The organism is Spiroplasma endosymbiont of Stenodema calcarata, from assembly GCF_964031205.1.
Classification (GTDB): Bacteria; Bacillota_I; Bacilli_A; order Mycoplasmatales; family Mycoplasmataceae; genus Spiroplasma.
Genome location: NZ_OZ035018.1, coordinates 665,347 through 692,295, shown reverse-complemented (window position 1 = coordinate 692,295; position 26,949 = coordinate 665,347). Strand labels below are relative to the sequence as shown.

Sequence of the window (26,949 nt, the reverse complement as noted above, 5' to 3'; positions counted from 1 at the left end):
AACCTAAAAAATTTATAACTATCATTTTAATAGATAAATAATTAACAGTTTAGTTTAGCTTTCTTAAACATCTTCTTTATAATATTTATTTCATGCAGCAATATCATCATTATTTTCTTTCTGAGATATATCTAACAATGGCTCAGTTCCTAACTCATCACTTTCAGTTTCAGCGGCTTCTTTTGTTCGGTCAACAATAAATTCATTATCTGGTTGTACTTTATTTCGTAATGATGAAATTTGCATTCTCATTCGTGACATTGATAATTTATTATCTTTAAATTCAATGATTCATTGGATTGGTAATGTTAAAGGATCAATTTTTTCGGAATTACGAATTAACATTAATAACATATTAATAAATTTACCAAAACCTTCTTCTCCTGCTCAATGATTCATTTCCAATGAATCATATACTAATTGGTTTTTAACTAAATCATAGTTTGAAGCATGGGCCTCTGTAATTCTTTCAGCTCACTCTGATTCAGAAATTAAATAAAAATTAGTTGATAAACTACAATTAAGCAAATGTTGACCATTCTTAAATAATGAAAAATTAAATTTATCAATAATAATAGCACTAATACTAATTGTTAAACCGGATAAATTAGTTACATCCTTCATTCATTGAAAAATTGCTTGTGCATAACGAAGAATAAATTTTAATTTTCCTGACGAATAAAGAATTGTTTTTCAACTTTCATAATCAAATTGATATTCTGCATCATGACGTACTTGACGAATATTATCATCCGGTTCTAAATCTAAAAAATCCTCAATCGATAAAATTATCATATCTTTTTTCATACAAGTATTCCCCTATTTATCTGATTTCACTTACTTAATAATTATATCATAAATTTGGGAAGAAAACTAGTGAATTATTCGGGCATTACTGGCAACGATGAAAAAACTAAACTTTAAAATACCGTTAAAAGTATTAAGAAAGTTTAGTTCTTATTTTAATAGCATTCTTTAACTAAAAACATTTTTAACTTGTGGTAAAAACTCAGCGATTTGTTCTTTTGATAAAACTTCAGTAAAAAGATGCTCACGGACACCATTATCGGCAACAGAAGTTGTTGTTGCATTAGCAACTTTTTTTAATTCTAAAACACTGTTCCCCATTGCTACCGTATAACCAACACTTTTTGCAAGTTCAATATCATTATAATTATCACCATAAAAAATAAATTGATGAGAATCGTATCCTTTTAATTCACATAATTTTTTAAAAGAATTTCCTTTGTTAATATTTAAAGCTTGAATATCAAACAAGTCTTTTTGTGAGAATACTCCTTCAATTTGATCTTTAAATGATTCATTAATAAATTGAATATGATCCAATTCAGTTTTTGAATTAAATGGGAATAGAATTTTTAAAGCTTGAATATCATTATTTTTTAATAATGCTAAATAATTTATTTCAGTATCTAATGGAATCTGATAACTTTTATCAATTAACTGTTCATTATATTTCATCATTACAACAATCCGTTTTGAATGTGGATGACCATAAATCATATTTGCAGTATAAACAATGTGATCAATGTTATGTTCTAATGCCATTGTTATAATTTTAATTGCTAAGTCTTGCTGCAGGGTTTGTTGGTATAAAACTTCATTACTAATGGTGTCTCTAATTAAAGCACCATTGCAAGAAATTATAGGGTTTTTTATTTTTAACTTTGCAAAATATTCTTTTGCCATTAAATCTAACCGGCCAGATGCTAAGAAAAGATGGTAATCACTAACTAATTGGTATGTTTGTAAAGCCTCATAAGTTTCTTTATTAATTGCATAACTTTCACCAGCTATTGTCCCATCTAAATCAGTAATAACATAAGGATATTTTTTAAAAAGATTCATATAACCCTCTTCCTCTCTAACTATCTAACTATCTAACTATCTAACTATCTAACTATCTAACTATCTAACTATCTAACTTTAATTATAAAACTAAATGAACCGTTTTCGCAAATTAATTTTAATGTTTTGTTCTGTTTCAACCATTATTTCTTGTCCTACCGCACCTCTAAAAGTAATTCACCCTAAGCCAGCAATAAACAATGAATAATCTCCTGATGCTTTAATTATAATCTTTTGTTCTTTTCAATTATTATAATCCTTTAATCTTAAAGGGATTTGCATTAGATGTTGATTAAAATAATAATCTTTATTTAACAATTTTGTACGGTGCAAATTAATATTATTATTTTTATAAAAATGAAAACTTGTTTTTGTTCCTTTTAAATACGAAAAACTTGCTAGACCTTCATAAAAAATTGTTTGTTCAGAATCTAATTGAAAGGTAATTGGTTTTATTAATTTATTTGTAATCATTTTTTTGTCATTAGAATTTAAATAAGAAATAATGGTATGCTTGTTAACAATTCCTGGTGTATCATAAATCTTATGTTTTGTTCCTAATTTAACTTCAATATTACCAAGAGTTGTAGAAACATTATTAGAAACTGTTATTTTTTGTTGGCAATTTGTTAACTTAATCAAACTATTTATTAAAGTACTTTTCCCTGTATTGAAACTGCCAACAAAAACAATGTCTTCCCTTTGATCCTTAATATACTGGAATAATTCATTTAACGAATAATTTTTTAAACCACTAATTAAAATTATATTTTCAAACTTTTCAAAAAGAACTGAATTAATAAAAAGTTCGTTAATAAAAGTAAGAATTTTATTATTATTAACTAACTTTTGAACTAAATCAATTTTATTAATAATAAGTGTTACTTTATTCTTTTGTAAGATTTGCTCTAATAATAAATTTCGAGAACCATCTAAATCATAAATATCTAAAACATAAAAATAATGGTAACTTAAACCAAAATTATTATTAAGATTGGCTAAAAATTCATTTTCATTCAAATCATAATCAATTACCTCATTATAATGTGTTAAGCGAAAACAACGATAGCAATAATCTTGTGTTAAATTTTCAACATAACCAATTTGATCTTGTTTAGTGTTTTGTAAAATAACACCACATCCCTGACATTTCTTATAAGATATCATAATCTAATCCAAATTCCCCTTCATCAAAGAAACCTTTATGCAAAATATTTTTCTGTGCCAATCGTTTATAAACTAAATTTTCTAATAAACGTAAAAAACGATTTGATTCATTAGCTCCTGTGACAGGAACAACTAAAATGCTTTCCATATGGGCTCGATTAGCAAACAAAATATCTGTAATTAACTGATCACCAACCATAATCATTTCATGAGGATTAACATTAAATTGCCGTGCGATAATTCGAAAATACTTTAATAATGGTTTTTTTGCATTTGAGTAATAATACTTAATTCCTGCTTTTGTGGCAAAACGTTCAACACGTTTCCGAGCATTATTTGATACTAAAACAAAAGTCATTCCTAATGCTTTTACCTTTTGAATTAAATTTATATTATCTGCATTTGGAATACCCCGGTAAAGAGGCGTCAAAGTATTATCTAAATCACAAATAAAAACTTTAATCCCATGTTTTTTTAATGACTCAAGATTAATCTTATTAACATTTTGAACATAAATTGATGGTTTAAAATAATTTAACAATAAATTTCGATTCTTTTTTTTACCAAAAATTTTTTTAGCCATTATTAAAGATCCTCGCCTCTTTCTTTTATCATTATACCAAGATTCAATAAAAAAGTTATTCTTTTCCTTTAAAGAATAACTTTTAAAATGATTTAATTTATTGTAATTTCATTAATAAGGTATTTATCCCCAACTATTTCAACCCCAATTTTAATAATTCGATTATTAATTTGATATTCAAAGATATTATCAACTGTTTGGGCAAGAACAGTTACTTGTAAATTATTAAAAGTTTGGTACATTGTTGCGGCAATTTTTTGTTCTTTAACATTAAAATCATTAATATATTTAGTCATTGTCTTAAAAGCGCCATTAATTCCCATCACATTTTCTAAAATATTTTTTAAATAACTTAATGGACTTTTATCAACAATTATTTTATTTTTAAATCCTAAAATACTAAAAAAGTTCTCGGGATTTAATAATGCATCTTGCAACAGCCATAAATTATTCGCTGTTGGTGTTAATAAACTATTAAATAACTGATAAACATCTTTTGTATTAATAAAAGTATGATCAGTAATTGCTTGATTTAAATCAGTAACCACAGTAACAATACTTTTATCGGCAATAATATTAGTAAATTGATTTGTGGGCATTCAATTTTGCAATGGTTCATTTAAGATTATTTTTAAATTTTTAGCATTAACTAATGTTGATTCTGGGGTGAACATTTTAAAGATATCACCTAAAATATCACCTTGGTATAATTCTGCAAATAAATCTTTAATTGCCACAGGATTTTGTTTAATTTTATCAATAACGGGTTTAATATTTGCCGGTAACTGATCGGAAATTAATTTATTATTTAAAAATGCAACCATATCATCTAATGTCTCTTTTGCTGAAATTGTATTAATAATGTCTCAGACAACATTACCAAGATATACCTTAATAAATCCTAAATCAACAGGCATATATTTATTAACAATAACTTTTCCAAGCGCTGACAATCCGGCTGGGGATAAGTTTTCTTTTGTTAAAAAAGGGATATTAGGAGTAGGTTTAATTTGATGATGCTCAGAACTTTGAAATAAAATGGCAATTAAACTTCGTAATCCTTCCCCATTAGCACTAGTTAATCTAATTGCTAAATTATTAATTATCTTCTTAAAATCTATTTTTGTATTTAAAGGATAAGTTGTTGTTCGAACTGTATTAATTTCTACTCATGTTATTGGTTTGGCTGGATCAAATTGATCAAGATAATTTAATACAATTCGTACAAAACGAATAATTTCACTAATTGCTGTTAAATTATTAATAAGATTAAATTTGAAAGAGATTTTTTTATGCATTATATCTACAATTGTTGTGCCAAACATACTTATTGCATCCTGATAATTTTTAGCATCATCTTGAAGGTTTGATTTGTTCTTATAATCAAACTGTTTACTTTGACCAGTTAATTCATTAACAGCATTAACAAGACCAATCGTCCCCGAAGTCAGGACGTCCTGATAAGTCATATTTTCATAAATTGAATCATCAAAAGCATCACGAAAGGCCATTAAAGTATCTTGATTTAACAGCTCATTTGCAAATCTTAAAATTGATGGCGATAAAACTTTTGATAATAAATTGCCATTAACAATTATCGCTAAAATTCCTGCCAAACCTTCGGGCGCCGCTGATGTTGTTAGTAAAGAAATTGTTCCCAAATAAGCTAATAGTTTTTTCATTTTATCTCCACTCCTTTACCATATCATAATAATGTTCCATTGCTAATTGATGAACTTCCCGTGTAGGATGAACATCATCAAAAAAGAAATAATCTGCAACATCTGCGCTAGTAGGAAGATTGGGATTTCGTTTAGCATTTAAAACACCTGTTTCTAAGATTTTCATAAAATCCATATCCAAAACATTAAAATTAACTTGTAATTCCGCTTTGGCATGGTTAGCTTTAAATTCTTGCATCAAAACTGTTAAATTATCATATAGTCCTCATTCACGAATAGCATGTTCATAATAACGATTAGCTGTCTCAATCGCATTCTTAACTCGAAAGTGAAATTCAGTTGAAAGATCATTTGCCCGTTGTTTTAAATTAGCATTGTTAACATATCGCGGTATTATACTAACATTTGGATCATCAGAAAAAATAATTTTTCTAATCCCATTATTTAATAAGATAAATAAGGCTTCCTGAATCCGGTTAATACTTTGTTTCATTAAAGCAATTTCGGACTGTGGATCTGAAATATCAACTAATTGAAATAAGTCGTTACCACCAATTTCGATAAAAACTAAATCAGTATTTCGTAATTTATGCTGACTAACTAAAGCACGAGCTTGTTTATCCATGGTAACATTGTTTAACAATATACCACCCATCCCCACAACATCAGCGGCAGTAGCACCCCCAATCGCATAATTCCGACCAAACTTAGAATCATCATTTGGAATTGCAGGTTCAATGTTTTTAAAACCTAATTTATCATTTAATAACACCCCAGCAGTTTTACCATTACTAAAATTCCCGTATTGGTAATCTTCTAATTTGGTTTTATCATCCGTTCCAAGTTTAAGATTAACATTAAAATTATTTTTTACTAATTTTTCGATTCCATGTGAATCACTTAAACTATCTCCTAAAATATAATAATTTGTAAATTTTAAATTACTTTCTGCATCATCAACCGCTTTAGATGTATCAATATCTTTTCCTATTAATAATAATTTATCATCTTGATTAAGATGATGATCTTGCGGAATTGCACAGCTAATTAGGGTAGCTGTACTACCTGTTGTTAAAGTAATAACAGTTAATAATGTAAAGAATTTTTTCATAAATATTTTCTCCTTTATTAATTTTTAATAATGATAATAATGATACACGGTAAAATTGCAACTACCAAAAATGGTCACATTAAAATAAAAACGGTTCCTGCTCTTGTCGTATTTAATGCCCTCACAAAATTTGGATGATATAAATTATTTACCGTAATTGGTGCTATAATATCGTTTTTTGTTAATGTCTTATCGACAAAAATAGTATCACCCCCCCATGGCCGTCATTGCATAATCTAAGTTTTTTAATTGCATATTTAAAAATCAAACCTTATTATTAACAATATATGTTCCAATTGATTTATTTACAACTAAACCATTAATATCAGGTCCAGCACTATCAATCATTTGATTATAAGTATCTTGATCATTAATTGTTTCTTGTCTTAGAGCATGGTGTTCTAAGGCCGCACTAAACATTTGATTAATCCCTCCGCTTCGAAACATTCATTGAATCCCCGTATTAACATAACCATAAGAATGAAACTTAACGGCAACACTCTTATCAAACTCAATTAAATCAATCCCAACGTCATATAAATCAATATTTTCCCGTTTAGTAATTGTTGCTTCTCAACGATTATTAAATCAATTATCAGCAAAACTTAGATACTCTTTTTTAATTTTTTCATTCTGATTAGCGTTTTCATAATAATTTAATGACGATAAAATATCTGCTTCATATGATGATTTTAAAACAGTATTAACAAGCGTATCAAAAATTTTAATATTACTATTTATAATAAACTTTACTTGCGGAAAAGCTCGCTGAATTTAAGTTTTTAAACTGTTAATAAATTTTAAGGATTCTAATCCCATTCCTGGAATTGTTAAACCAATTCCCAATATAAAAAAGATACTAAGAATTCCAATTAGAATTCCTAGTCAAATAAATTTTATTTTCTTTGAAAGATTACTTAACATTTTATTGTTCCTTTTCATTTTATATAATTATTTTTTTGGATATGAAATAAATCCATCAAATTTAGTTATGATTATTATAACGAAATAATTATTAAAAAAAGTATTTTTTAAGATTAAATTATAATGAAAATTTTATTTTTCCTTTAGCAATATAAAAATGTTTCTCATAATCTAGGTATAAATAATAATCTTTCTAAATTATTATTTATACCTCTCAATTAAAAGAAACATTGCCCTTATTTTTTTAATTTATTATATTAATATAGATTGATATTTTGGTTCTTTTTAAATTCTAATCTTTATTTTCATTTTGGTGATGATCTAAATTTTTAGGTTCAAACATACCATAATAAATCGCGGCCATCATTCCTAATGGTAGAAAAATAAAAAATAAACTGATTACTGCTAAAATCATAATAATAATCGCTAAATTCCCTGTTGATTGATATTGTGCACCCCGTTTAATTGTAATAATCGTTACCGGTAACCATCATAATAATGAAAATCCGAACGTGAAAATTGCACTAATTACACAAGATGCAATCAATCAACTTTTTCCATACGATAAATAACGTAACTCTTGTTGTTCATAATTAATAATTTGCTTTTTAGTATCATCAAATTGATAAATTGTTTTCATCGGTTTTCCAACAAAAACCATTACACCACTTGCAATTAATAATCCTCATGTTATTGCAAATAAGAAAATTTGTGTTCCGACAATTGCTCTGGCAATAGATCAAAATTCATAATTTGGATAATAGTGATTAATATTTAGAACATAATCATTAATATTAAAAGAAAATAAAATAACAAATAGAACATAACCAATTGTTATTAATAACATGTAATAAATTCCTAAACCCATTTTACTTTTGTTTGTTTTAAAAATAATACAATTTCAAATCAATGCGATAACAATTACTACTGTAAAAATCATAATTATTATTTCAATTGAATGAATTTTTTTATGACCCGATGTTAAAAAGAGCAAAATAATTATTAGTTCAAAAAGAGCAAGAAACCCCAAAACAATTGTTCCCATTATTAAACCAGTTTTTAATGTTGTACTATAATTTTTGAATTGATATTTTTTATTCATTTACTAACCTTTCTATTAAAATACATTTTTAAATAATTAAGATAATAATTTAAGAATTTTGTTATAGACACTAAGATTTTTGCTATTGAAATGATACCATTTAAAAAATCCTCATTTGCTATTACAAAAAACTTGTAAATCCAAATCTTTAATATTTTCTTTTTTGGGTTAAATATATATAAAATTAAATATTATTTTTTTTCATTGTTTTTTCTAGTATAAGTATTTTTACTTATACTGTAATTATATCTTATTTTTATTAATAAATTGCTTTAATTTTGTCGAAAACTCTTGATGAAATAAAAAAATCATCAATATGACAATTTGAAAAATAATTTTGTTTAAGATCATGATTTTGCTTTAAATTTTTTAAACATTAAAATATAATACCGTTGATTGTTGTTTTGGTGTTAAACCTTTATGTTGGTATTTTCATTTTCATAGATTTAAATAATTTTGAATATTAGTGAAACCCAAACCATGATAATGAATTAAGGCTTCTTTAAGACTGGATTGTAATTTACTAATCTTATTTAACTTTCGATAACTAGTATCAGGGTTTGTACTAGTTTTGGTAGAATATAGAGTAGAATTTGTTTGTTTTGCTACTAATAAATATAATGGTTGCATGTCAGAAATAATTATTGATTTTTCTTTAATTAATTGCTTATTCATATTTTCAATAATTCATTGTTTTTGTAATCGTTTGGTATTGGTGGATTGAACAAAAATATTATTATTGCTATCAACTACCATTTGAATACAGCATTTGGTATTAGTTGAAAATGGATCAAGATGAGTTTTTCGTTTATCAAATTTATCTTTAAAATTACCTTTATGGATTTCTTTAATAAAAGTTTCATCAATTTGGATTTGACCATTTAATTTTTTAAATTTTAATTGAGTATTTTCTAATTGTTTTGATTGCATTAATTTTTGACGATTATATCAAGCAGTTTTTGGTGTTGTTTTAATAAAACGGGAAATTATTTTACTAGATTGTCCTAATAATGAAATTTGAATTAATAAATTTCACTGTTCATAATTTAAATGACTTCAATAAGTAAAATGATGACGAAAAGCATCAAAACTAGCACGACATTTTTTACATAAATATTTTTGTTTTCCTTCGGGATTATGACCATTTTTAACACAATGATAAGATTTACAATCAGGACATATAATGCCTTTATCTCTAAATTTTTGATCAATTTCATTTAAACGTTTTTGTTTTTTGATTACTTCTGCTTCTTTTTTTATTTTTTCAGCAAATTCTAAAAATTGATCATCTGTAAAACTGTTTTTTAATTCTGTAATTATTTTTTCCATCAATTATTTACCTCTATATATTAAAAATATACCTAAAATTAGATATATTCTATAAATATCAAGAGTTTTCGACAAAATTAAAGATAAATTGTTTGAAAAGGTAATTTTTTAATAAATAAAAATTGCAATTAATAAATAACATAATTATTTCATTTTTCTTATATCATTTCTTAAAATCAATATTAAAAAAGTGGATTACTCCACTTCCTTAAATTTTTTACAAATATAAATTTATTTTATTTTTAATATTGTATGATATTATATAACAATTAAATTACAAAATTATAAATTAACATTTTTAACTAACATTTCAAAAATACCTTCAGCATATTCTGACTGTAATGAAACATAAAAATATTCGTCTACTACTTTATCATTTAAATTATAACCACTATTAATTTCAGATGCAACTTTAAAATAACCACCTGAATTTCTTTCTGCTCTCTTAACGGCAGTTGCTTTAATTTGATCTAAATTATGACCTTTTCTTACATTAATGTAATCTAAAGCAAGGCGATTATAATCTGATTTATTAAATGAATCAAGGATTTGGTTCACATATCAATAAAACCCTAAATTTTTTAAAGTAATATTTGACTCAAACTGATTATCATGATCCTGAATACTTTTACTTTCTGGTTCAGCATCATATGCAATTTTAACAGTGTTAACAAATCCACCTAGAATTTGATAATTATTAAAATATTGCTTAGTTTCATATGTATTCAAATTAACATTTTCATATTTTCTTCCATCAATTTCAACTGACAGGTTTATTTTTCAACTATAATTTCCATATCCCACATGGCGAATTTCAACAGTCTGTTTTAAATTTTCAATATTTTTTCCAAATGCCAAATCATGCATAAGATCATTAATTCAGTAAAACCTAGTAAACTTCATATGATTATGTCCAGAAAAGTTTAACTGATCAAATTTCGAACTAAATTCTGTAACTTTAAAAGAAGAAATATTTTTTTCCTTTACAAATTCTCTAAGATCAGCAATAAAACTTTCTCAATTTGTAACACCAGCATCCACTTTACCTGTTACAGGATCTCCTGAACCATTATTAAATTTTGATGTCTCAAGCCGAGCGACAAATTCTTTTGTACTTTGCTCTGCATTTGCTAAGTTATTAGATAGTTTTTCACTGTTATGATAAGAATTAATACTTTTAATATTAACTATACTTGCCGAAGATATGGCAAGTATACTAGGGACTAAAATAGCTAGTAATTTTCTAATTACTTGTGCCCCTTCCTAACAGCAGTTTTATATCTGCTTACCTTATTTATATAATATTTTCAGAAAAATGCAACTAATTTTAGTTCAAAATTGTAAAAACCCTATAAATTTTTGATCACCTGATAAAATGAAAATAAATAGTATATATTTATAGTTATAATCCCGACCATAAATATCATCGTAGTAAATTTACAAAAGTTTTAAATAAAAAAGGTGTTATTCATCAAACAACACCAGTTCGTTCTCCACAATCAAATTGAAAATTGCGAGATTTCATAGTAACTTATAGATTTTATGGCTATCTTCCTCACAATCGAAAAAGTGTTAAAGATATTAGAAAGTTTATTGTAATTTTTGTAGATTATTAGAACAATATTTGTCACCATAAGAGCATAATTTTTAAAAGAAGTAAAATTATTTTTACTTCTTTCACCAATTAGTAAGATTTACAATAAAATAACAACTTTTGTATAAAAATATTAGTTTTTTTATTTTATGTATTAAAATATTCATTAAATTTTTCTTCCAAAATGGAAATTGATTTTTCTAATTGTTCCATTTCCATTTTAGTTGCCTCTTTAATATCTTTATCTGTTACTAAAGCCAAATGCTCTTCTAAAGTAATAAGCAACATTTTAAATTCTTGCAACTTTTCTTTTTCAGTAACATCTGATGTTGTTTTAATCAACTCATCTGTTTGTTTTTTAAATTTGATATTCTATCCTTTATTTTTTGCATTTGATTGCCATTATTACCCGGATTATGACAAGCAATAAGATTGCTGCTTGCCGCAGTGGCTGTTAATCCAAATGCCCCTAAGATTGTTAATAATTTTTTCACTCTTAATATTTTCCTTCCTGAATATTAAATAATTAAAATATTTAATATTTATATTATATATAAAAATGAAATTAATTTTAAAATCATTGCAATTTTTATGTGATATTTGTATTCTTTATGATTTAACAACTTATTTTTATTAAATACAAATAAAGTGAAATTCTATTCCACTTTATTGTTTTTCTCTTAACTTATAATGCATTTTCAACTGCTGTTAATAAATATTGTTTCAAAGACGTCTGGTTTTGATAAGTGTTTTGTAATGTATTAAAAAAAGTATTCATACCAATCGGTGAATGATTATCAATTCCATCTTTATAAGCATGCTCTAATACTTCAGCCATCTTATCAAATGGCGTATTTTTTGTTTGATCATACGTTGTATTGTGTAAAAAATTCACTAAGTTTGTTTTAACTCACTTTGTTGTTTCAATTCCCGTTCATGACAAATGTTCAATTGAAGTTTGATCAGTATTAATTCAACAACTTTTTGTTCGATTAGCTTTATTTCAAGTTTTAGTTTTGGCATCATAACCACATTGTGATGAATAAATATTATTTAATGCATCAAAAGTTGAAGTTGAAATTTGTTTTAAAGCACTTGTTATTACCATATCTTCCCCATAAATTTTTGATTGTTCAGTATCAACTCCAACAATTTTTGCCTTAAGCTTATTAATTTTAATTTGATTAACAGTATCTTGCACTTGTGCCCCAGCAACAGGAAAAATAATTTTAGCACCCCGTGATAATAATTCATCACTAATAATTTTCCCATCACCAGCTTGAAATGATTGTGAAAACCATGATTCATTTTTATTTAAAACATTTTGAACTTTTACAATTGATTGTAAACTACTAATATTACTATTAATAATTTGCACTTGTTCTAAAATTTGATTTTTTAAAAAATTTAATTTCTGCCCAGGTAAAGAGTTAATGATAGCATTAAAAAGGTCAATTCCAACTAAGAAACCTCACATATAATTTGAAACAGCAATTGGATTATCCATTCCACCATAAGTTCCAACTTTTAATTCTGGACTATATTCATTTTGATGAGCATTTAAATAAATACTTGCCGCTAAACTCGCATAAAATCCAGATGCTTCTGCCTGATAAGTAATTCCAATAATATTTTTTGCTAGTGGTTCATTGGAATTCATATTAATATGGATATTTTGACCACTACCATCAATATATATAATATTGTCAACTAAACCAGCGGCTCATCCAATCGTATTGCCATGATTAAAACCAGGTAATATTAATGTCTTTGCCCCAGCAATTGCCGATGTGATATATGCACTCTTAAAATCACCTGGAGTTTGACTGACTGATTCAAAATAACTTGCTCGTCATTTTGCTTTTTTCCACTGCAATAGTGGCAGTGTTGGATCTAACTTTGAGACAACATACTTACTTGCTCCTTCTCATGCCGACTGATTAAAAGCAAGGTCACTAACTGTTCCCCCATCGGTAATAACCCAAATACTACTATCAAAAGTATATTTTTTAGCGCAGGCAACAACACTACCAACTGAAGTTCCAACAACACTAATTGTTGTAAAAATCTGTAAAAGCCTTTTCATTTCTTTGCTCCTTTGTAAACCTAATGTATCTAAAAATAAAAAACATTAACCCGATACTTCCAATTAAAATATGAATGGTTAATGTTTAGCAAGTAAATTCATTAACCTATAGAGTCTTTTTCCCATGGTAAGACGTAGAAACGCTAGACCATATTACTAGCATATACAGGTGTGTCATTTATTTTTATACTTACATCATAACTCTTTTTTTAAAAAAAAACAATTCAAAAAAATAAAATAAGCAAAAAAATATGAAATTAATACATTAAAAAATAAGCAAAATAAAAAAACAATCTCACCCGGATTGTTTTTTAGGGTATCCATGAAGTATAAGACAAATATAATACAAAGTATGGTCATATTGATAGGGCTAAACTTGTGCTATTTATTATAATTAATAAATATACAATTCTTATACTTCCCTAGACATTTATAATTATATAGTTCAAAAAATAAAATTCAACAATATTTACTTAACTTTTTATATTTTTTGTTATATTTGGAACAAATTTGGAATATAGTTGGAATAAAGTTGGAACAAATAGAAAACCCTTGATTTTACTGGTCTTTTACATTGCTTTATATCACCTAATTAATGTTTTATTTTATTAAAGCTATTTATAAAATAAGAATATCATCAATAAAAAGATCAAAAATAAGGCAGTAAATCAAACAAAAAACAATTTTAATATTGAATTTAGTTTACTTTAATCGTATTATTATTGTGAAATTATCTAAAAGATAATATAATAATTGTAATTTATGTAAAATGCTAACCCCCTGTGGTTATTGGGCTTGTTCAACTCCCCTACCGATACCTTCAACTCCCCTACCGATACCTTCAACTCCCCTACCGACTTAATTTTACATACGCTATTTATTGCAAAGATAAGGAATGGTTAAACCAATGCACAAAAGAAATAACACACGAAAAGTAATGGTTGGTAATATTCAAATTGGTGGACAAAATAAGGTCGTTATTCAGTCCATGACCAATACAAAAACTCATAATATTAAGGCTACTTTAGCACAAATTAATGAATTATATCAAGAAGGGTGTGAAATCGTTAGAATCGCAGTATTAGGAAAAGATGACGCTGCAGCTTTAAAAACGATTGTCGAACAAGCGCCATGTCCCTTAGTTGCCGATATTCATTTTAATCATGAATTTGCTTTAATTGCAGCTGATGCTGGAATTAGTAAAATTCGAATTAATCCTGGAAACATTGGCAGCATTGAAAATACTAAAAAAGTTGTGGCGAAATGTCATGAAAAAAAAATCCCAATTCGAATTGGGGTTAATTCCGGAAGTCTTCCTTTAGATTTAGTTGATAAATATGGCTGAACACCAAAAGCAATGATTGAAAGTGCCCGACGTCATATTGAAATTTTAGAAAATTTAGAATTTTATGATATTATTTTATCCTTAAAAGCAACCGAACCACTAATGGCCATTGAAGCTTATACTTTAGCTAGTCAAGAATGAAATTATCCTCTTCATTTAGGAATCACTGAAGCTGGTAGTCATCATACCGGTACAATCAAATCATGTAGTGGATTATCACCGCTTCTCTTTAATGGCATCGGTGATACTATTCGAATTAGTTTATCAACAGATCCAATTGCAGAAGTAGAAGTTGCAAAACGAATGTTAAATGCGTTAGGTCTTTACGATAAAATAGTTGATGTTATCGCTTGTCCAACATGTGGTCGCCTTGAATATGAACTTTTCCCAGTTGTCAAAGAAATTGAAGAATATACAAAAGAAATGAAATTCCCATTGAAAATTGCAATCTTAGGCTGTGTTGTTAATGGTCCTGGTGAAGCAAAACAAGCAGACATTGGAATTGCCGGTGGAAAAAATGGAGGTATTATTTTTAAAAAAGGTAAAATTTATAAATCATGTAAACAAGATGATCTTATTCCGGAATTAAAATTACTGATTGATGAATATTACCATATTTGACAAGAAGAAAACAGCACAGATAAATCTAACCCTTAATCTATGATACAATTAAAAAGTGATAAAGAAAATAGAGGTGAAAAATGATGGATGTATGTTGTCCAGCAAAAAAACATGATTGTATGGGATGTCGTACATGTAGTAAACCAAAAGTCGGATGTCGTTCTTGTTTAATTTGTATTTCTTGCACAGATTGTATTAATAAAAAATGTGTTTGTTGTAAAGACAAACGATAAAAAATCTAAGTGATTTATGCCACTTAGATTTTTTATTTTATTAATTTGATATTAAATGCGTATATGGAAATTCATTAATCAGAAAATCAAATCATCCGGGATTTGGATTTATATAAGGATAAATTCGTTCAAACTGTTCCAATGCACTATCAAAATCATCATCATTAATATGCCCCTTTGCAACTAAATACATAAAAACAATTGAGGCACTACGATTAACACCTCAAATACAATGAACATAAATTTTTTTAGTTTTGATATTATTATCAATAATTTTTAATGCTTTAATGACAACATTAACATCTAACTCCTGCAAAGTTGGATAATCTTTAAAATTAAAATAAACATGTTGATCATCAATTCACATATATTCTTGATTATCATTCTTAATTTTATGCTTTTGAATTTGTTCACGATAAATTTCAGCAGCACAACTAATTACTAAGTTAATATCATTTGGAATGCTATGACGATCACCAAGATATAAATTGGTAATAATTTTCTTTGCTGACATTTTTATTCTCCTACATCTATTTTTATTTTTCCATTTACATGAAACGGATCAGTAAATTCTTTTAACTTAATCATCGCAATTTCAGTTTTATACGGAGCAAAAGCATGCCCTTTTGCTCCGACATATGGTGTTTCTAAAATTTTTATCATCCCATTTAACTTTGGATGATAAATTATTTTTAAAATTGTCTCAAATCCTAAATAACCATAACCAATATTTTCATGACGATCTTTATGAGCAGATAATGGATTCTTACTATCATTAATGTGTAAACATAACAAACGATCTAAGCCAATTAATTGGTCAAATTCTTCAATAATTGCTTCTAAATTTGTTTCAAACTGATAACCAGCATCATGCATATGGCAAGTATCTCAACAGACGCCAATTTTATCTTTTAACTTTACATTATCAATAATATATTTCAATTGTGCAAAGTTAGTTCCTAATTCGGTCCCCTTTCCAGCCATTGTTTCTAAAGCAATCTTTACCTTTTGGTCTGCAGTTAAAACTAAATTTAAACCTTTAATAATTTGATCTAAACCAACTTGTTCTGGTGCGCCAATGGCACTACCTGGATGTAAGACAATCGTTTTAATCCCAATTTCATCCGCACGAATAATTTCTTTTTTCAAAAACTCAACAGCAATTTCAAAAGTACTAGGATTAGTGGTATTAGCTAAATTAATAATATACGGCGCATGAATAATAACATTATCAATTGAAAAATTTTCTTCTGCTAATTTTTGATAAAATTCTGAAATGAAGAAATGTTCAGTACTAACGCGAATTGTATTTTGGGGTGGTCCGGTATAAATCATCATTGCATTAGCATCATTGTTTAAACTTTCTGTTAATGCTCCAAGCAAATAATCCTGTTGCTTATTCATACTTACATGACTTCCAATAATTAAATTATAATCTTTCATTTTTATGATTATCCCTTTCTTTCTAATTAATTTTATAATATCATATATAAAGACAAGAAAAAATAATTTATAAAGAATGAAAGGATTAATAATGCTTAACGAAGAAAATATTAAACAAATTGACGCAACAATTGATACTGTTTATCAGAAAGTGATTATAAAAAAGAAAGATAAAATTGTGACTTGACAATGAATTAACCTGTTTTTTTATCTTTTGATTATGTTTAGTTTATTTCTTACCATTTTTAGTTTTATTGTGACATATGATCTCCGTTTTAAATTAAATAAAACAATTTTTTTACCCCTTGCAATCGTTGCTTTAGGCTGTTTTATAACAAGTACTATTCTTATTATTTTTATTAAAAAACATCAAAAATATCTAATTCAACAAATTAGAGATAGCATTGATGTTAAAACATTAATTAATTTATATAATGATATTTTTGGCAAAATGATTTCTGATTTAACAATTAGTGATATTACAGCAAAATGAACAATTACTCCGACTAATAATTATCCAATTGCCGAATTTAAAGTTAATGATAATATTATCGTCGGGCAATATCAACATATGCCCTTTAACATTGGTTCTATTAGTCAAGCAACAGCAACAGTTATTGATAACTTACAACCAAATTTAATTCCAAAACCATATAACATACAATATTATCGCTACTTATTTTTAACAATCACAACCCCTACTCTCGAAAATAATAACTTTGAAATTAATCGAAAAAATAAATATCATAAGAATGATTTAACCTTTGATAATTTCTTTTGATATAAAGAATCTAATCCAAATATTACGACAAACCTAAAAAAACTTATCCTAGATAATATGGTTACTACTAACTTAATTCCAAATATTAAAGTTACTAACAAAACAATATCCTTCCAGTTAGCTACCATTTCAACAAATAGTTGAATTGATAACTATGATAGTTTTTTAAATTTTAATATTAGTCTAAATAAAAATGTCATGCTAGATAATATGATCGAAACAATCAAGCATGACAAGCAGACTTTACAAAAAAGTTTTGTCTGATTAAATTTAATTTCAAAAATTAATTAGTATTTATCAACTTTATAATTTGCAATAATTTTATCTAACTTGTAAGATAAAATTCTAGCATCAGGATCAGAAACAACAATTGCCGCTTTAATTCACTTATATTCTAATAGTGATGTTGAAACCATAATAACTTCATTATTAATATCTGTTCCTTCATAATAATCACGAGTTGGAATACGAATAATGTCATTAGGATAATGAACATATTGTAATCCTGAAACAACAGCATCCCCTTTTGAAGTAATAATCATCAAACTACGATATTTAAATTTTGGGAAGATAATATCAATTGTAATTGATTGAACTACTACAAATAAGTATGAACCAAATAAAACTGGTCCAAAGAAGTATTTTGCCTTATGAATTGCTAAATCACCACCAAGTAATCCATTGCTGTCAATATTGAACCCAAGTTTTTTTATTTCCTCAATATGATTTGCTCAATCTGTTCCAAAATAAATGCTAGTAACTTCACTACGGTTTAAAAGAATTGTATGAATTGCCAACATTACAAGAACAATGATATAATTAACAATTCGATTGTAATTAGCGATTGATGTTTTCTTTTTCACCGAATAATAAGCTAATACAAAGTCAGTACCCGCAGTGGAAGCACCACCTTTATAAACTAAACCATAAGCGATTCCATTTAAAATCCCAGCCACCGCGGCAAAAACAAATAATCAAATTTGATACATTCCACCATAATTACTAAATACATTTAAGCTGTTATAGTTAATAATGAAAAATAGTTCTTGCGGATTAATAATTGGAATATAAGCAAACATAAAGTGGAATCCATTTTGTAATGCAATATAAATAATTGTTCGAATTGAAAAACGAATTCCGACTTTCATTACTCCAAAAATAAATAATGGTAAATTAAGAACAAAGAAAAAAACTCAATACATTGTTGTTTGAAATGCTAACTGCTCTTGTTTTGGTCAAATTGCCACAGCCACTCCCCTGGCGATTGCACCAATCCCACTTGGCATAATTCCGTAACTTGTTGTTGCCGCAATAAAATAATCATAACTGACCATTGCTAAAAAAGCCGCAAACGTAATATATCCATAATCCCGAAATAATCGTGATTTAAAATAAGTTTTAAATCGTAAATTAAATTCTTTTCGTGAAATCCGCTCACGACTTCTTGTTTTTCGTCGCCCTTGTTTATATGCATCAATTGATTTATTTTCAACATTCTCAGAACTAACAACGGGATTATTATTATCTAGTTCTACATTTGTTTCTTCATCATGTACCATCTTTTAGATTTCCTTGCCCTTTCTAAACCTTAATTACAATTAAGTATAACACCATCTTCCAAAATAAAAACAACCCAAAGGTTGTTTTTATAATAAAATTAATAATTATTCATTTCTTAAACGAACTGTAACTTTGAATGAACCAACTTTGATTGGGTCATAATCGTTTCTTGTAATATCGACAACTGTATAATCTTTTTGTAATTTTTGATTTAAGTTTCCAAATTTAATTCCTCTGTTTGCCCCTTTATTTGAAGGAATGAAAACTGGGATTTTACGATAATCTAAAGCTGGAATTGCCATATAAATTACAATTTGTTGATATGGTGAATCAACATCTTTTAATGATTCATTTAAATATTTAATAAATTCATTACTTACTAATTGTGAACCAAAGTTTTTATCTTCCACAAATTCATGTGATTGGTTATGTGTAATGTAAAATGAAATTCTAGCATCACAATTTACTAATAAGTATTTTTCAGGTACTGTTGCACCATTATATGTATATGATGATTTATCTTGACATTTTTCAGCAATTGCAGCAGAAATTTCATTTGCAACTGTTTCAATTTTATATAATTTTTCATTATTTAAATCATATTTTGCTGATTTATTTCATAATAATTCATAGTCATTAACACGAACTTGTTCTAAGAATAACAATTTACGTAATCATTTCTTAGGAGCATTTTTTCATTCATCTTCTCCTAAAATTACTTTACTTGGTCCTTCGTTATCCTTTATTTTTGATTTCATTACTTGAATAATGTCTAATGCGACAGGTGTTCGTTCTTGCTTATCAACTAGCATTAATGAAGGTCCAAAACCTGATAATACTTTATGAGTATTTGATTTAAATAATTTGATTCATTGATCATGTTTGATTTCAAATAATTCATTAATTGAATCTAAGTCATCTTGTGATGATTGTGATAAATCAATAATATAATGTGAACTTAATAAGTTAAATAATCTTCTTAATAAGTATTTTAAAGTATTTACTGTTTCATACATTTTAAATTTATGAATTGGGTCATTATCTCATGGTGATAATGCATTATTATAAATAATTTTTAAAGCAATATAATTAACGCTTGATTTCTTAGCAACTTGTGCAATTGCACCAGCTTCTGTATCAATAACGTCAATTGTGTGACCATATTTATCAACCATTTCTTTAAATTGTTTTGAATTATAAATCAGCATATCTGCTGTTCCAGTAACTCCTTCAGTTAATCCTAATTTAAAGTCTTTAATAACTTTAGCAAATTCCCCATCGAATTGGAATGATTCAGGTTCATTAACAATTTGCCCATATTTAATATCTTTAAAAACTGTTAAGTCTGCATCACGATAAATAAATTTTGTTGAAATTGTTGTGTCTCCTGTATCATGTTTATCATTTGTTGACAATGCTAAATCTATATTTAAAATTGTTTGTAAACCAGGATATTTTTCTAATAAGTATGTAATAGCCATAGCAGCATTTGCTTTACCATAACCTACTGTTGCAATAATGAAAGTTTTTCCATGATATTTAACATGTTGAATAACACAGTTTTTTCATCAATATTTTTTTACTGTTTTAATACTGTGCTTATCTTTCATTGTAAAATATGCCGTTGAAATAACACCGATCATTTAGTTTCCACCTCTATTTTTCTAATAATTAATTTCCAAAATTGATTATGTTTAGTGTATCTTACTATAACTAATATTTGATTATAAGCAAAATACAACTATCTTTATTTTATCGTATTTTGGATAAATTAGCAATGGTAAATTATAAAATGTTAAAAATTAATAAAATTATAAAAATTATTTTGTTTTTTATTTATAAAAAAAATAAAAATTATTTTCTATAAATAAAATCATAATCATAATTATTTTTATACATACAGAATATCATGATTTTGAGTTAAAAGCAATTCTTCTTTTTGTTCATGCCTTTCACCTATTGAACTCTGTTTTTGTTGTGCTTTATTCTGACTAATTTGATAACTATCTAAACTAATTTTAACAATATCAAAAAAACTAATTAAAATTAGTGACCCAATAATTCAAGCTGCCCCAGCCATCACCGCTTTTTGTTCTTTTAAACTTAATAATCTCATTTAAAATTAGACAAATAATATTTGATCATAATTCCGATGATTGAAATTATTATGTTTATCTGATCACGTAAGATGAGAACCATTTGGTGCTTTATAACCACCTTCAGTTCGATTCATTTGCTGGGTCGCTAAATAACTTGAAAAACCAGTTGAAATTAAATTTGATAACGAATTACTACAAGCATTTATAATAGCCGCAATGCCAGTTAAAAAAGCTCCCGAAACTTTCCCACCCGTTAGATTTTTTGTTTGTTTTATTGTTAATTTTACCATTTGATTTCCTCCTTATTAATGTTTAACCTTTTGGTTTTATAATTCCTTGTAAAAGAAATGATAAATATCCAACTAGATTAGACAAGCAATTAAAAATAATTTAACTAAAAATATTTATTTTTAAAATTTTAAATCACCGAAGAAAAGAAAAAGGAATGACCCCTGATAAATCCAAAAAATCATTCCAATAGTATCCTTTTATATGTCAATTTTTCATAACATATTTGTAAACAATTACTTTAATTATTATTCCACTGCTAAAATTTTAACTTTATACGGTGCTTGAATTCCTTTAATCTCAACCAAATCACCAACTTTTTGACCAATAATAGCTTTGGCAATTGGCGATTCATTTGAAATAGTATTTTCAAAAGGATTTGCTTCAACTGCTCCCACAATTTTAATTTCAAAGTTTTTATTAATTAATAAATTAGTAAAATGAACTTTACTTCCTAATTTAATAATTCCTGTTTTTGACTTTACTTCCTTAATTTCTTTTGCTTTAGTTAATAAAGATTCAATCTCTTTAATGCGCCCTTCAACTTCAGCTTGTCGATTTCGAGCAGCATCATAATCCGCATTTTCGGATAAATCTCCTTGGGCACGAGCTTCTTTTAACTCTTCAATAACTTCTGGTCGAACAACATTAATTAAATTATCTAATTCCTCTTGTAAATCCTTAATTCCTTCTTTAGTCAGTAAAATTTCTTCATTCATCTAATTTTCCCGTTTCCTCTCCATTTGTAATCTCATCAATCCTTATTATACCTTAAAAAACAAGATAGTTAAGATTTTTCTTTAATTTTGTCGAAAACTCTTGATGAAATAAAAAAATCATCAATATGACAATTTGAAAAATAATTTTGTTTAAGATCATGATTTTGCTTTAAATTTTTTTAAACATTAAAATATAATACCGTTGATTGTTGTTTTGGTGTTAAACCTTTATGTTGGTATTTTCATTTTCATAGATTTAAATAATTTTGAATATTAGTGAAACCCAAACCATGATAATGAATTAAGGCTTCTTTAAGACTGGATTGTAATTTACTAATCTTATTTAACTTTCGATAACTAGTATCAGGGTTTGTACTAGTTTTGGTAGAATATAGAGTAGAATTTGTTTGTTTTGCTACTAATAAATATAATGGTTGCATGTCAGAAATAATTATTGATTTTTCTTTAATTAATTGCTTATTCATATTTTCAATAATTCATTGTTTTTGTAATCGTTTGGTATTGGTGGATTGAACAAAAATATTATTATTGCTATCAACTACCATTTGAATACAGCATTTGGTATTAGTTGAAAATGGATCAAGATGAGTTTTTCGTTTATCAAATTTATCTTTAAAATTACCTTTATGGATTTCTTTAATAAAAGTTTCATCAATTTGGATTTGACCATTTAATTTTTTAAATTTTAATTGAGTATTTTCTAATTGTTTTGATTGCATTAATTTTTGACGATTATATCAAGCAGTTTTTGGTGTTGTTTTAATAAAACGGGAAATTATTTTACTAGATTGTCCTAATAATGAAATTTGAATTAATAAATTTCACTGTTCATAATTTAAATGACTTCAATAAGTAAAATGATGACGAAAAGCATCAAAACTAGCACGACATTTTTTACATAAATATTTTTGTTTTCCTTCGGGATTATGACCATTTTTAACACAATGATAAGATTTACAATCAGGACATATAATGCCTTTATCTCTAAATTTTTGATCAATTTCATTTAAACGTTTTTGTTTTTTGATTACTTCTGCTTCTTTTTTTATTTTTTCAGCAAATTCTAAAAATTGATCATCTGTAAAACTGTTTTTTAATTCTGTAATTATTTTTTCCATCAATTATTTACCTCTATATATTAAAAATATACCTAAAATTAGATATATTCTATAAATATCAAGAGTTTTCGACAAAATTAAAGAGATTTTTTTACTTTTTATTTGTTTGTTCTGTTAATAAAGTTTTAATTTTTGTTGCAATCATATCAATCGCAATTTCATTTCCTTCATAATATGGCACAATAATATCGGCATATTTAATACTTGGTTCAACAAAATATTCGTGCATTGGTTTAACCATTGTTAAATATTGAGTAATAATACTATCAATTGTCCGCCCACGCTCATTTAAATCACGATTTAAACGACGAATAAAACGAATATCATCTTCTGTTTTAATAAAAATTTTAATGTCTGATAATTGGCGGATTTCTTCTAGTGCTAAGCCTAAAATTCCCTCTAAAATAATGACGTCCCCGGCATAACATTAATTGTTTCTTCTAATCGATTATAAACAGTAAAGTCATAAATCGGAATTTGAATTGATTGCTGACGTTTTATCATTGTTAAATGTTGCAATAGTAAGTCTAAATCAAGCGCATTTGGATGGTCAAAGTTAATTTCCTTTCGTTCCGCTAATGTTAAATGATCTAATTTCTTATAATAATGATCCATTTTTAAATAAACAATTTTTTTAGCTGGTAAAATTTCAGCAATTTGATTGGCAACTGTTGTCTTGCCACTAGCTGTTCCTCCAACAATTGTTATTAATTGAATTTTATTCTCTTGTTTTAGCTTCATAATATAAATCCTCCAATGGTATATTCTAATGTTAGTATATCACAAAGAAAAAACAACTTAACAGTTGCTAAGTTGCTTTATTGATCATGTTCTTTTGCATCTTCGATAAGTTCAAGTTGTTTGTATTTATCAAAAATAAGATCTAATTCAGTAAGAATATGATTAGCATCTTGGTAATTAACATTATCTTTACTTTGATATAACGCTTGATTTCGTTTTAAATAATATTTAATTTCATTACGAATTTCTAAAGAAACATATTTTCAATCATCGGTTACTTCAAATTCAGCATCTAATTTTGCTTGTAATTCAGGACGTTCTTTCATACGACGTAAATATTTTTGACGATAATAAGTAAAATATCAAATTGTCGCGAAACTAGCTGAAAATACAACAAAAGCTAATTCAATTCCCGTTCCAATAATTGCACTTTCATGTTCCGCCCCTGTCGTGTTAACAATATTATCAACTAAACTGTAATAATGTCAGACAAATGCAAAAGCCAAAATAATAAAGACAATTGGAAAGACAATATGTTCTCATAATCGCATTTTATTTTTTTGTTGATAACCTAATTTTAAAGTAACGGCAATTACCATCGCATAAATAAAAATCGTAATTGCTGATGAAGCTTCTGTTAACGATGAAATATCAAACGGTTGTTTATATGACATTGCTTGGGCGGCAGTTGCCATAAATCCAAAATCTTTCGTTAAACTAATTCCTTTAATAATATCAGGAATTGCTAATCAAATAAAAATCATTAAACTTGTGATTATTAAGTTTAAAATTGAAGCACGCACTGGTAGTCCATCTTTGTTTAATTTTCGTAAACGATCTGGTAAATACCCTTCCGTTGATAATGGTTGCAATGATGTCCCACCATATAAAGCATTTTGCATCGCAACATTAACTTTTAGTGCTAAAGCACTAATAATCATAATAATAGGGCCACCATATAAAATAATCTTACTATTAAATCCTAGGCTCCAGGTTCCCATATTCATATTTTGAACAAATTTTGTAAAAGCAGCAAAGAAAATAATTGAAATAACAACATAGAAAATTGTACTAATTAACATAATTAAAATAATTCCGCGCCCAATATTTTTTTCGGGATTACTAATATTTCGTCCCGCTGTTGAGAAAACCTCAAATCCAGCAAAGAAAAAGAAGCACGAGTTAAACGCTTTAATAAATCCTGGTAATGAGAATTTAGTATTATGTCCTCAGTAACTTAAATTTTCGCTACCATGTTGCGCTGCTAAAACTAAACCGGCAATAACTAAAAAACCAGCCGTAACTCATTTAATAATTCCTGTCCCATTTGCTAATTTTTTATATAATTTAATACCGCCAAAAATAATTGCTGCCGCTGACATATAAATAACAATTCCAATAAGATCTAATCATAAGTCCCCAAATGCTCCTCAGTTTGCAGCATATCATGGAACAGTGATACTATGATCAGGATTAACTTGTGAAACTCAATCCGCACCAAATGAACCACGGATTAACATCATTACTTGAATTGTAATTAAAAATGGCAACGAAACATATTGCATAAAAGCAACAAATATTCCTCAAAATTTCCCAAAAGTGGTTCGAACATAAATATATGAAGCACCATTATTGTTTGAATGGTGAATTCTTGCCATTTTAGCAAATGCTCATGCACATATTCCAGCAATTAGTCCTTCTACTGCAAATAATCATACAACATGAATACCAATTGAGTCGGGCTCTGAAATATTTGCTAAAATAGCAAAATTACCAATAAAACTAATTCCAACAGTATAATTAAAACCTAATCAAACAAAATCCGCTAAACTAAACTTTTTATTTTGTTCTTTTTTAAGCATAAAATAGTTTTTCCTTTCTAAACAAAAGCATTGTTAATATTTAATTAATGATAATTTTCATAAAAACTAAATTATAACACTTAAATTATTTAAATTATTTAAATTTCTTCTAAATAATTTAAATATAATTATAGCAATGTGAAATAAAAATGCAAGGATTGTTATAAAATCAATATTTTTAACATTTCCTTAGTATTAAATATTTCTTTACAATATAAAAGAGAAGATAAAAATTATCTTCTCTTTTATTAATTAATTTAAATTTTAGTAAATAGTATATAAAATAAAGATAAAAAAATAAAAGCGAGACTTAAATGCAACTAATAAAGAATAAGTTAAAAGAATTATATTAGTTTACGGCGATAAGCAATACTAATATTTTTTGGTTTAATTTGCAAAGAATAATTTAATTCTTTCATAATTGCTTCATTAATTTCTTCATTCAATTGATTTAATTCTTGTTCTTCTAATATTTTTCCACTAATATAAACATGTAAAATATAATTATCAATCAATTGGCATTCTACTTTATCCACAAAATATTTGTGGGTAATATCACGAATTGAATATAAAATAATTTTTTTAATAGTTAATAAACTTACAGCAATACTACCACGATAATTACTATCAATTGTTAACTTATTCAAATTATTAGTCATCTTTCATCGCTC

The 26,949-nt window shown here is 26.5% G+C and carries 27 protein-coding genes, 1 pseudogene and 1 riboswitch; of the genes and pseudogenes, 3 read left to right on the top strand and 25 right to left on the bottom strand.

The window, feature by feature from the left end; translation table 4 throughout:
* Positions 1 to 63: 63 nt before the first annotated feature.
* The 14 genes from ACQH24_RS03720 to ACQH24_RS03655 all read right to left on the bottom strand — a co-directional run bounded on the left by ACQH24_RS03720 (position 64) and on the right by ACQH24_RS03655 (position 13,447).
* Positions 64 to 807: a hypothetical protein gene (locus ACQH24_RS03720; protein WP_425380623.1), complete on the bottom strand. Its 744-nt coding sequence runs from the start codon at positions 805 to 807 to the stop codon at positions 64 to 66.
* 168 nt (positions 808 to 975) lie between these two features.
* Positions 976 to 1,869 carry a Cof-type HAD-IIB family hydrolase gene (locus tag ACQH24_RS03715; RefSeq protein ID WP_425380622.1) on the bottom strand — a complete coding sequence of 298 codons (894 nt, stop codon included), beginning with the start codon at positions 1,867 to 1,869 and terminating at the stop codon, positions 976 to 978.
* 90 nt (positions 1,870 to 1,959) lie between these two features.
* Positions 1,960 to 3,036 carry a ribosome biogenesis GTPase YqeH gene (yqeH, locus tag ACQH24_RS03710; RefSeq protein ID WP_425380621.1) on the bottom strand — a complete coding sequence of 359 codons (1,077 nt, stop codon included), beginning with the start codon at positions 3,034 to 3,036 and terminating at the stop codon, positions 1,960 to 1,962.
* Positions 3,023 to 3,619, bottom strand: coding sequence for a YqeG family HAD IIIA-type phosphatase (locus ACQH24_RS03705; RefSeq protein ID WP_425380620.1), 597 nt, complete (start codon positions 3,617 to 3,619; stop codon positions 3,023 to 3,025). The genes yqeH and ACQH24_RS03705 overlap by 14 nt, the downstream gene beginning before the upstream one ends.
* A gap of 92 nt (positions 3,620 to 3,711) precedes the next feature.
* On the bottom strand, positions 3,712 to 5,301 hold the full coding sequence (locus ACQH24_RS03700; protein ID WP_425380619.1) for an MOLPALP family lipoprotein: 1,590 nt from the start codon (positions 5,299 to 5,301) through the stop codon (positions 3,712 to 3,714).
* Position 5,302: 1 nt separating this feature from the next.
* Entirely contained in the window at positions 5,303 to 6,412 is a 1,110-nt protein-coding gene (locus tag ACQH24_RS03695; protein WP_425380618.1) for an SGNH/GDSL hydrolase family protein, read from the bottom strand.
* Positions 6,413 to 6,429: 17 nt separating this feature from the next.
* Positions 6,430 to 6,645, bottom strand: coding sequence for a hypothetical protein (locus ACQH24_RS03690; protein ID WP_425380617.1), 216 nt, complete (start codon positions 6,643 to 6,645; stop codon positions 6,430 to 6,432).
* Positions 6,602 to 6,859: a hypothetical protein gene (locus ACQH24_RS03685; RefSeq protein WP_425380616.1), complete on the bottom strand. Its 258-nt coding sequence runs from the start codon at positions 6,857 to 6,859 to the stop codon at positions 6,602 to 6,604. The genes ACQH24_RS03690 and ACQH24_RS03685 overlap by 44 nt, the downstream gene beginning before the upstream one ends.
* Positions 6,860 to 7,628: 769 nt before the next feature.
* Positions 7,629 to 8,438, bottom strand: coding sequence for a hypothetical protein (locus ACQH24_RS03680; RefSeq protein WP_425380615.1), 810 nt, complete (start codon positions 8,436 to 8,438; stop codon positions 7,629 to 7,631).
* A 369-nt stretch (positions 8,439 to 8,807) separates the two neighbouring features.
* Entirely contained in the window at positions 8,808 to 9,767 is a 960-nt protein-coding gene (locus ACQH24_RS03675) for a transposase (protein WP_425379371.1), read from the bottom strand.
* A 282-nt stretch (positions 9,768 to 10,049) separates the two neighbouring features.
* Positions 10,050 to 10,808 carry a hypothetical protein gene (locus ACQH24_RS03670; RefSeq protein ID WP_425380614.1) on the bottom strand — a complete coding sequence of 253 codons (759 nt, stop codon included), beginning with the start codon at positions 10,806 to 10,808 and terminating at the stop codon, positions 10,050 to 10,052.
* 700 nt (positions 10,809 to 11,508) lie between these two features.
* A complete protein-coding gene (locus tag ACQH24_RS03665) occupies positions 11,509 to 11,703 on the bottom strand; it encodes a hypothetical protein (protein ID WP_425380715.1) in 195 nt (64 codons plus the stop codon).
* The gene (locus ACQH24_RS03660; protein ID WP_425380613.1) at positions 11,631 to 11,855 is read right to left on the bottom strand and encodes a lipoprotein; all 225 of its coding nucleotides are present in this window, start codon (positions 11,853 to 11,855) and stop codon (positions 11,631 to 11,633) included. Before ACQH24_RS03660 ends, ACQH24_RS03665 begins: the two co-directional genes overlap by 73 nt.
* Positions 11,856 to 12,046: 191 nt before the next feature.
* A complete protein-coding gene (locus ACQH24_RS03655; protein WP_425380612.1) occupies positions 12,047 to 13,447 on the bottom strand; it encodes a BMP family ABC transporter substrate-binding protein in 1,401 nt (466 codons plus the stop codon).
* Positions 13,448 to 13,536: 89 nt separating this feature from the next.
* A riboswitch (purine riboswitch) is annotated at positions 13,537 to 13,636 on the bottom strand.
* 718 nt (positions 13,637 to 14,354) lie between these two features.
* On the opposite strand from ACQH24_RS03655, the gene ispG reads away from it, so the two are divergent.
* Together ispG and ACQH24_RS03645 are read left to right on the top strand one after the other, a co-directional pair.
* Entirely contained in the window at positions 14,355 to 15,449 is a 1,095-nt protein-coding gene (gene ispG, locus ACQH24_RS03650) for a flavodoxin-dependent (E)-4-hydroxy-3-methylbut-2-enyl-diphosphate synthase (RefSeq protein ID WP_425380611.1), read from the top strand.
* Positions 15,450 to 15,493: 44 nt separating this feature from the next.
* Positions 15,494 to 15,646 carry a hypothetical protein gene (locus tag ACQH24_RS03645; protein ID WP_425380610.1) on the top strand — a complete coding sequence of 51 codons (153 nt, stop codon included), beginning with the start codon at positions 15,494 to 15,496 and terminating at the stop codon, positions 15,644 to 15,646.
* A 40-nt stretch (positions 15,647 to 15,686) separates the two neighbouring features.
* Here ACQH24_RS03645 and ACQH24_RS03640 read toward each other — a convergent pair whose 3' ends face one another.
* Positions 15,687 to 16,160, bottom strand: coding sequence for a dual specificity protein phosphatase family protein (locus ACQH24_RS03640; RefSeq protein WP_425380609.1), 474 nt, complete (start codon positions 16,158 to 16,160; stop codon positions 15,687 to 15,689).
* A 2-nt stretch (positions 16,161 to 16,162) separates the two neighbouring features.
* Entirely contained in the window at positions 16,163 to 17,089 is a 927-nt protein-coding gene (locus ACQH24_RS03635) for a deoxyribonuclease IV (protein WP_425380608.1), read from the bottom strand.
* A gap of 76 nt (positions 17,090 to 17,165) precedes the next feature.
* Between ACQH24_RS03635 and ACQH24_RS03630 the strand changes: the two genes are divergently transcribed.
* Positions 17,166 to 18,161, top strand: a complete 996-nt coding sequence (locus ACQH24_RS03630; RefSeq protein ID WP_425380607.1) for a hypothetical protein — start codon at positions 17,166 to 17,168, stop codon at positions 18,159 to 18,161.
* On the opposite strand, the gene ACQH24_RS03625 is transcribed toward ACQH24_RS03630, so the two are convergent.
* From ACQH24_RS03625 to ACQH24_RS03585, 9 genes and pseudogenes are all read right to left on the bottom strand, one after another.
* A complete protein-coding gene (locus ACQH24_RS03625) occupies positions 18,158 to 19,429 on the bottom strand; it encodes a YitT family protein (protein WP_425380606.1) in 1,272 nt (423 codons plus the stop codon). The two genes, ACQH24_RS03630 and ACQH24_RS03625, sit on opposite strands and share 4 nt — an antisense overlap.
* 105 nt (positions 19,430 to 19,534) lie before the next feature.
* Positions 19,535 to 21,073, bottom strand: a complete 1,539-nt coding sequence (gene fib, locus ACQH24_RS03620) for a cytoskeletal motor fibril protein Fib (RefSeq protein ID WP_425380605.1) — start codon at positions 21,071 to 21,073, stop codon at positions 19,535 to 19,537.
* Between the two features lie 248 nt (positions 21,074 to 21,321).
* Positions 21,322 to 21,546 carry a hypothetical protein gene (locus tag ACQH24_RS03615; protein ID WP_425380604.1) on the bottom strand — a complete coding sequence of 75 codons (225 nt, stop codon included), beginning with the start codon at positions 21,544 to 21,546 and terminating at the stop codon, positions 21,322 to 21,324.
* Between the two features lie 6 nt (positions 21,547 to 21,552).
* Complete coding sequence (locus ACQH24_RS03610; protein ID WP_425380603.1) at positions 21,553 to 21,819, bottom strand: bacteriocin leader domain-containing protein; 267 nt, start codon at positions 21,817 to 21,819, stop codon at positions 21,553 to 21,555.
* Between the two features lie 246 nt (positions 21,820 to 22,065).
* Entirely contained in the window at positions 22,066 to 22,536 is a 471-nt protein-coding gene (gene greA / locus ACQH24_RS03605; protein ID WP_425380602.1) for a transcription elongation factor GreA, read from the bottom strand.
* A 179-nt stretch (positions 22,537 to 22,715) separates the two neighbouring features.
* Positions 22,716 to 23,675, bottom strand: coding sequence for a transposase (locus ACQH24_RS03600; RefSeq protein ID WP_425379371.1), 960 nt, complete (start codon positions 23,673 to 23,675; stop codon positions 22,716 to 22,718).
* 91 nt (positions 23,676 to 23,766) lie between these two features.
* A pseudogene (gene udk / locus ACQH24_RS03595) lies at positions 23,767 to 24,416 on the bottom strand (uridine kinase).
* 77 nt (positions 24,417 to 24,493) lie between these two features.
* Positions 24,494 to 26,278: an APC family permease gene (locus tag ACQH24_RS03590; protein WP_425380601.1), complete on the bottom strand. Its 1,785-nt coding sequence runs from the start codon at positions 26,276 to 26,278 to the stop codon at positions 24,494 to 24,496.
* A gap of 344 nt (positions 26,279 to 26,622) precedes the next feature.
* The gene (locus ACQH24_RS03585; RefSeq protein ID WP_425380600.1) at positions 26,623 to 26,937 is read right to left on the bottom strand and encodes an MMB_0454 family protein; all 315 of its coding nucleotides are present in this window, start codon (positions 26,935 to 26,937) and stop codon (positions 26,623 to 26,625) included.
* Between the last annotated feature and the right edge of the window lie 12 nt (positions 26,938 to 26,949).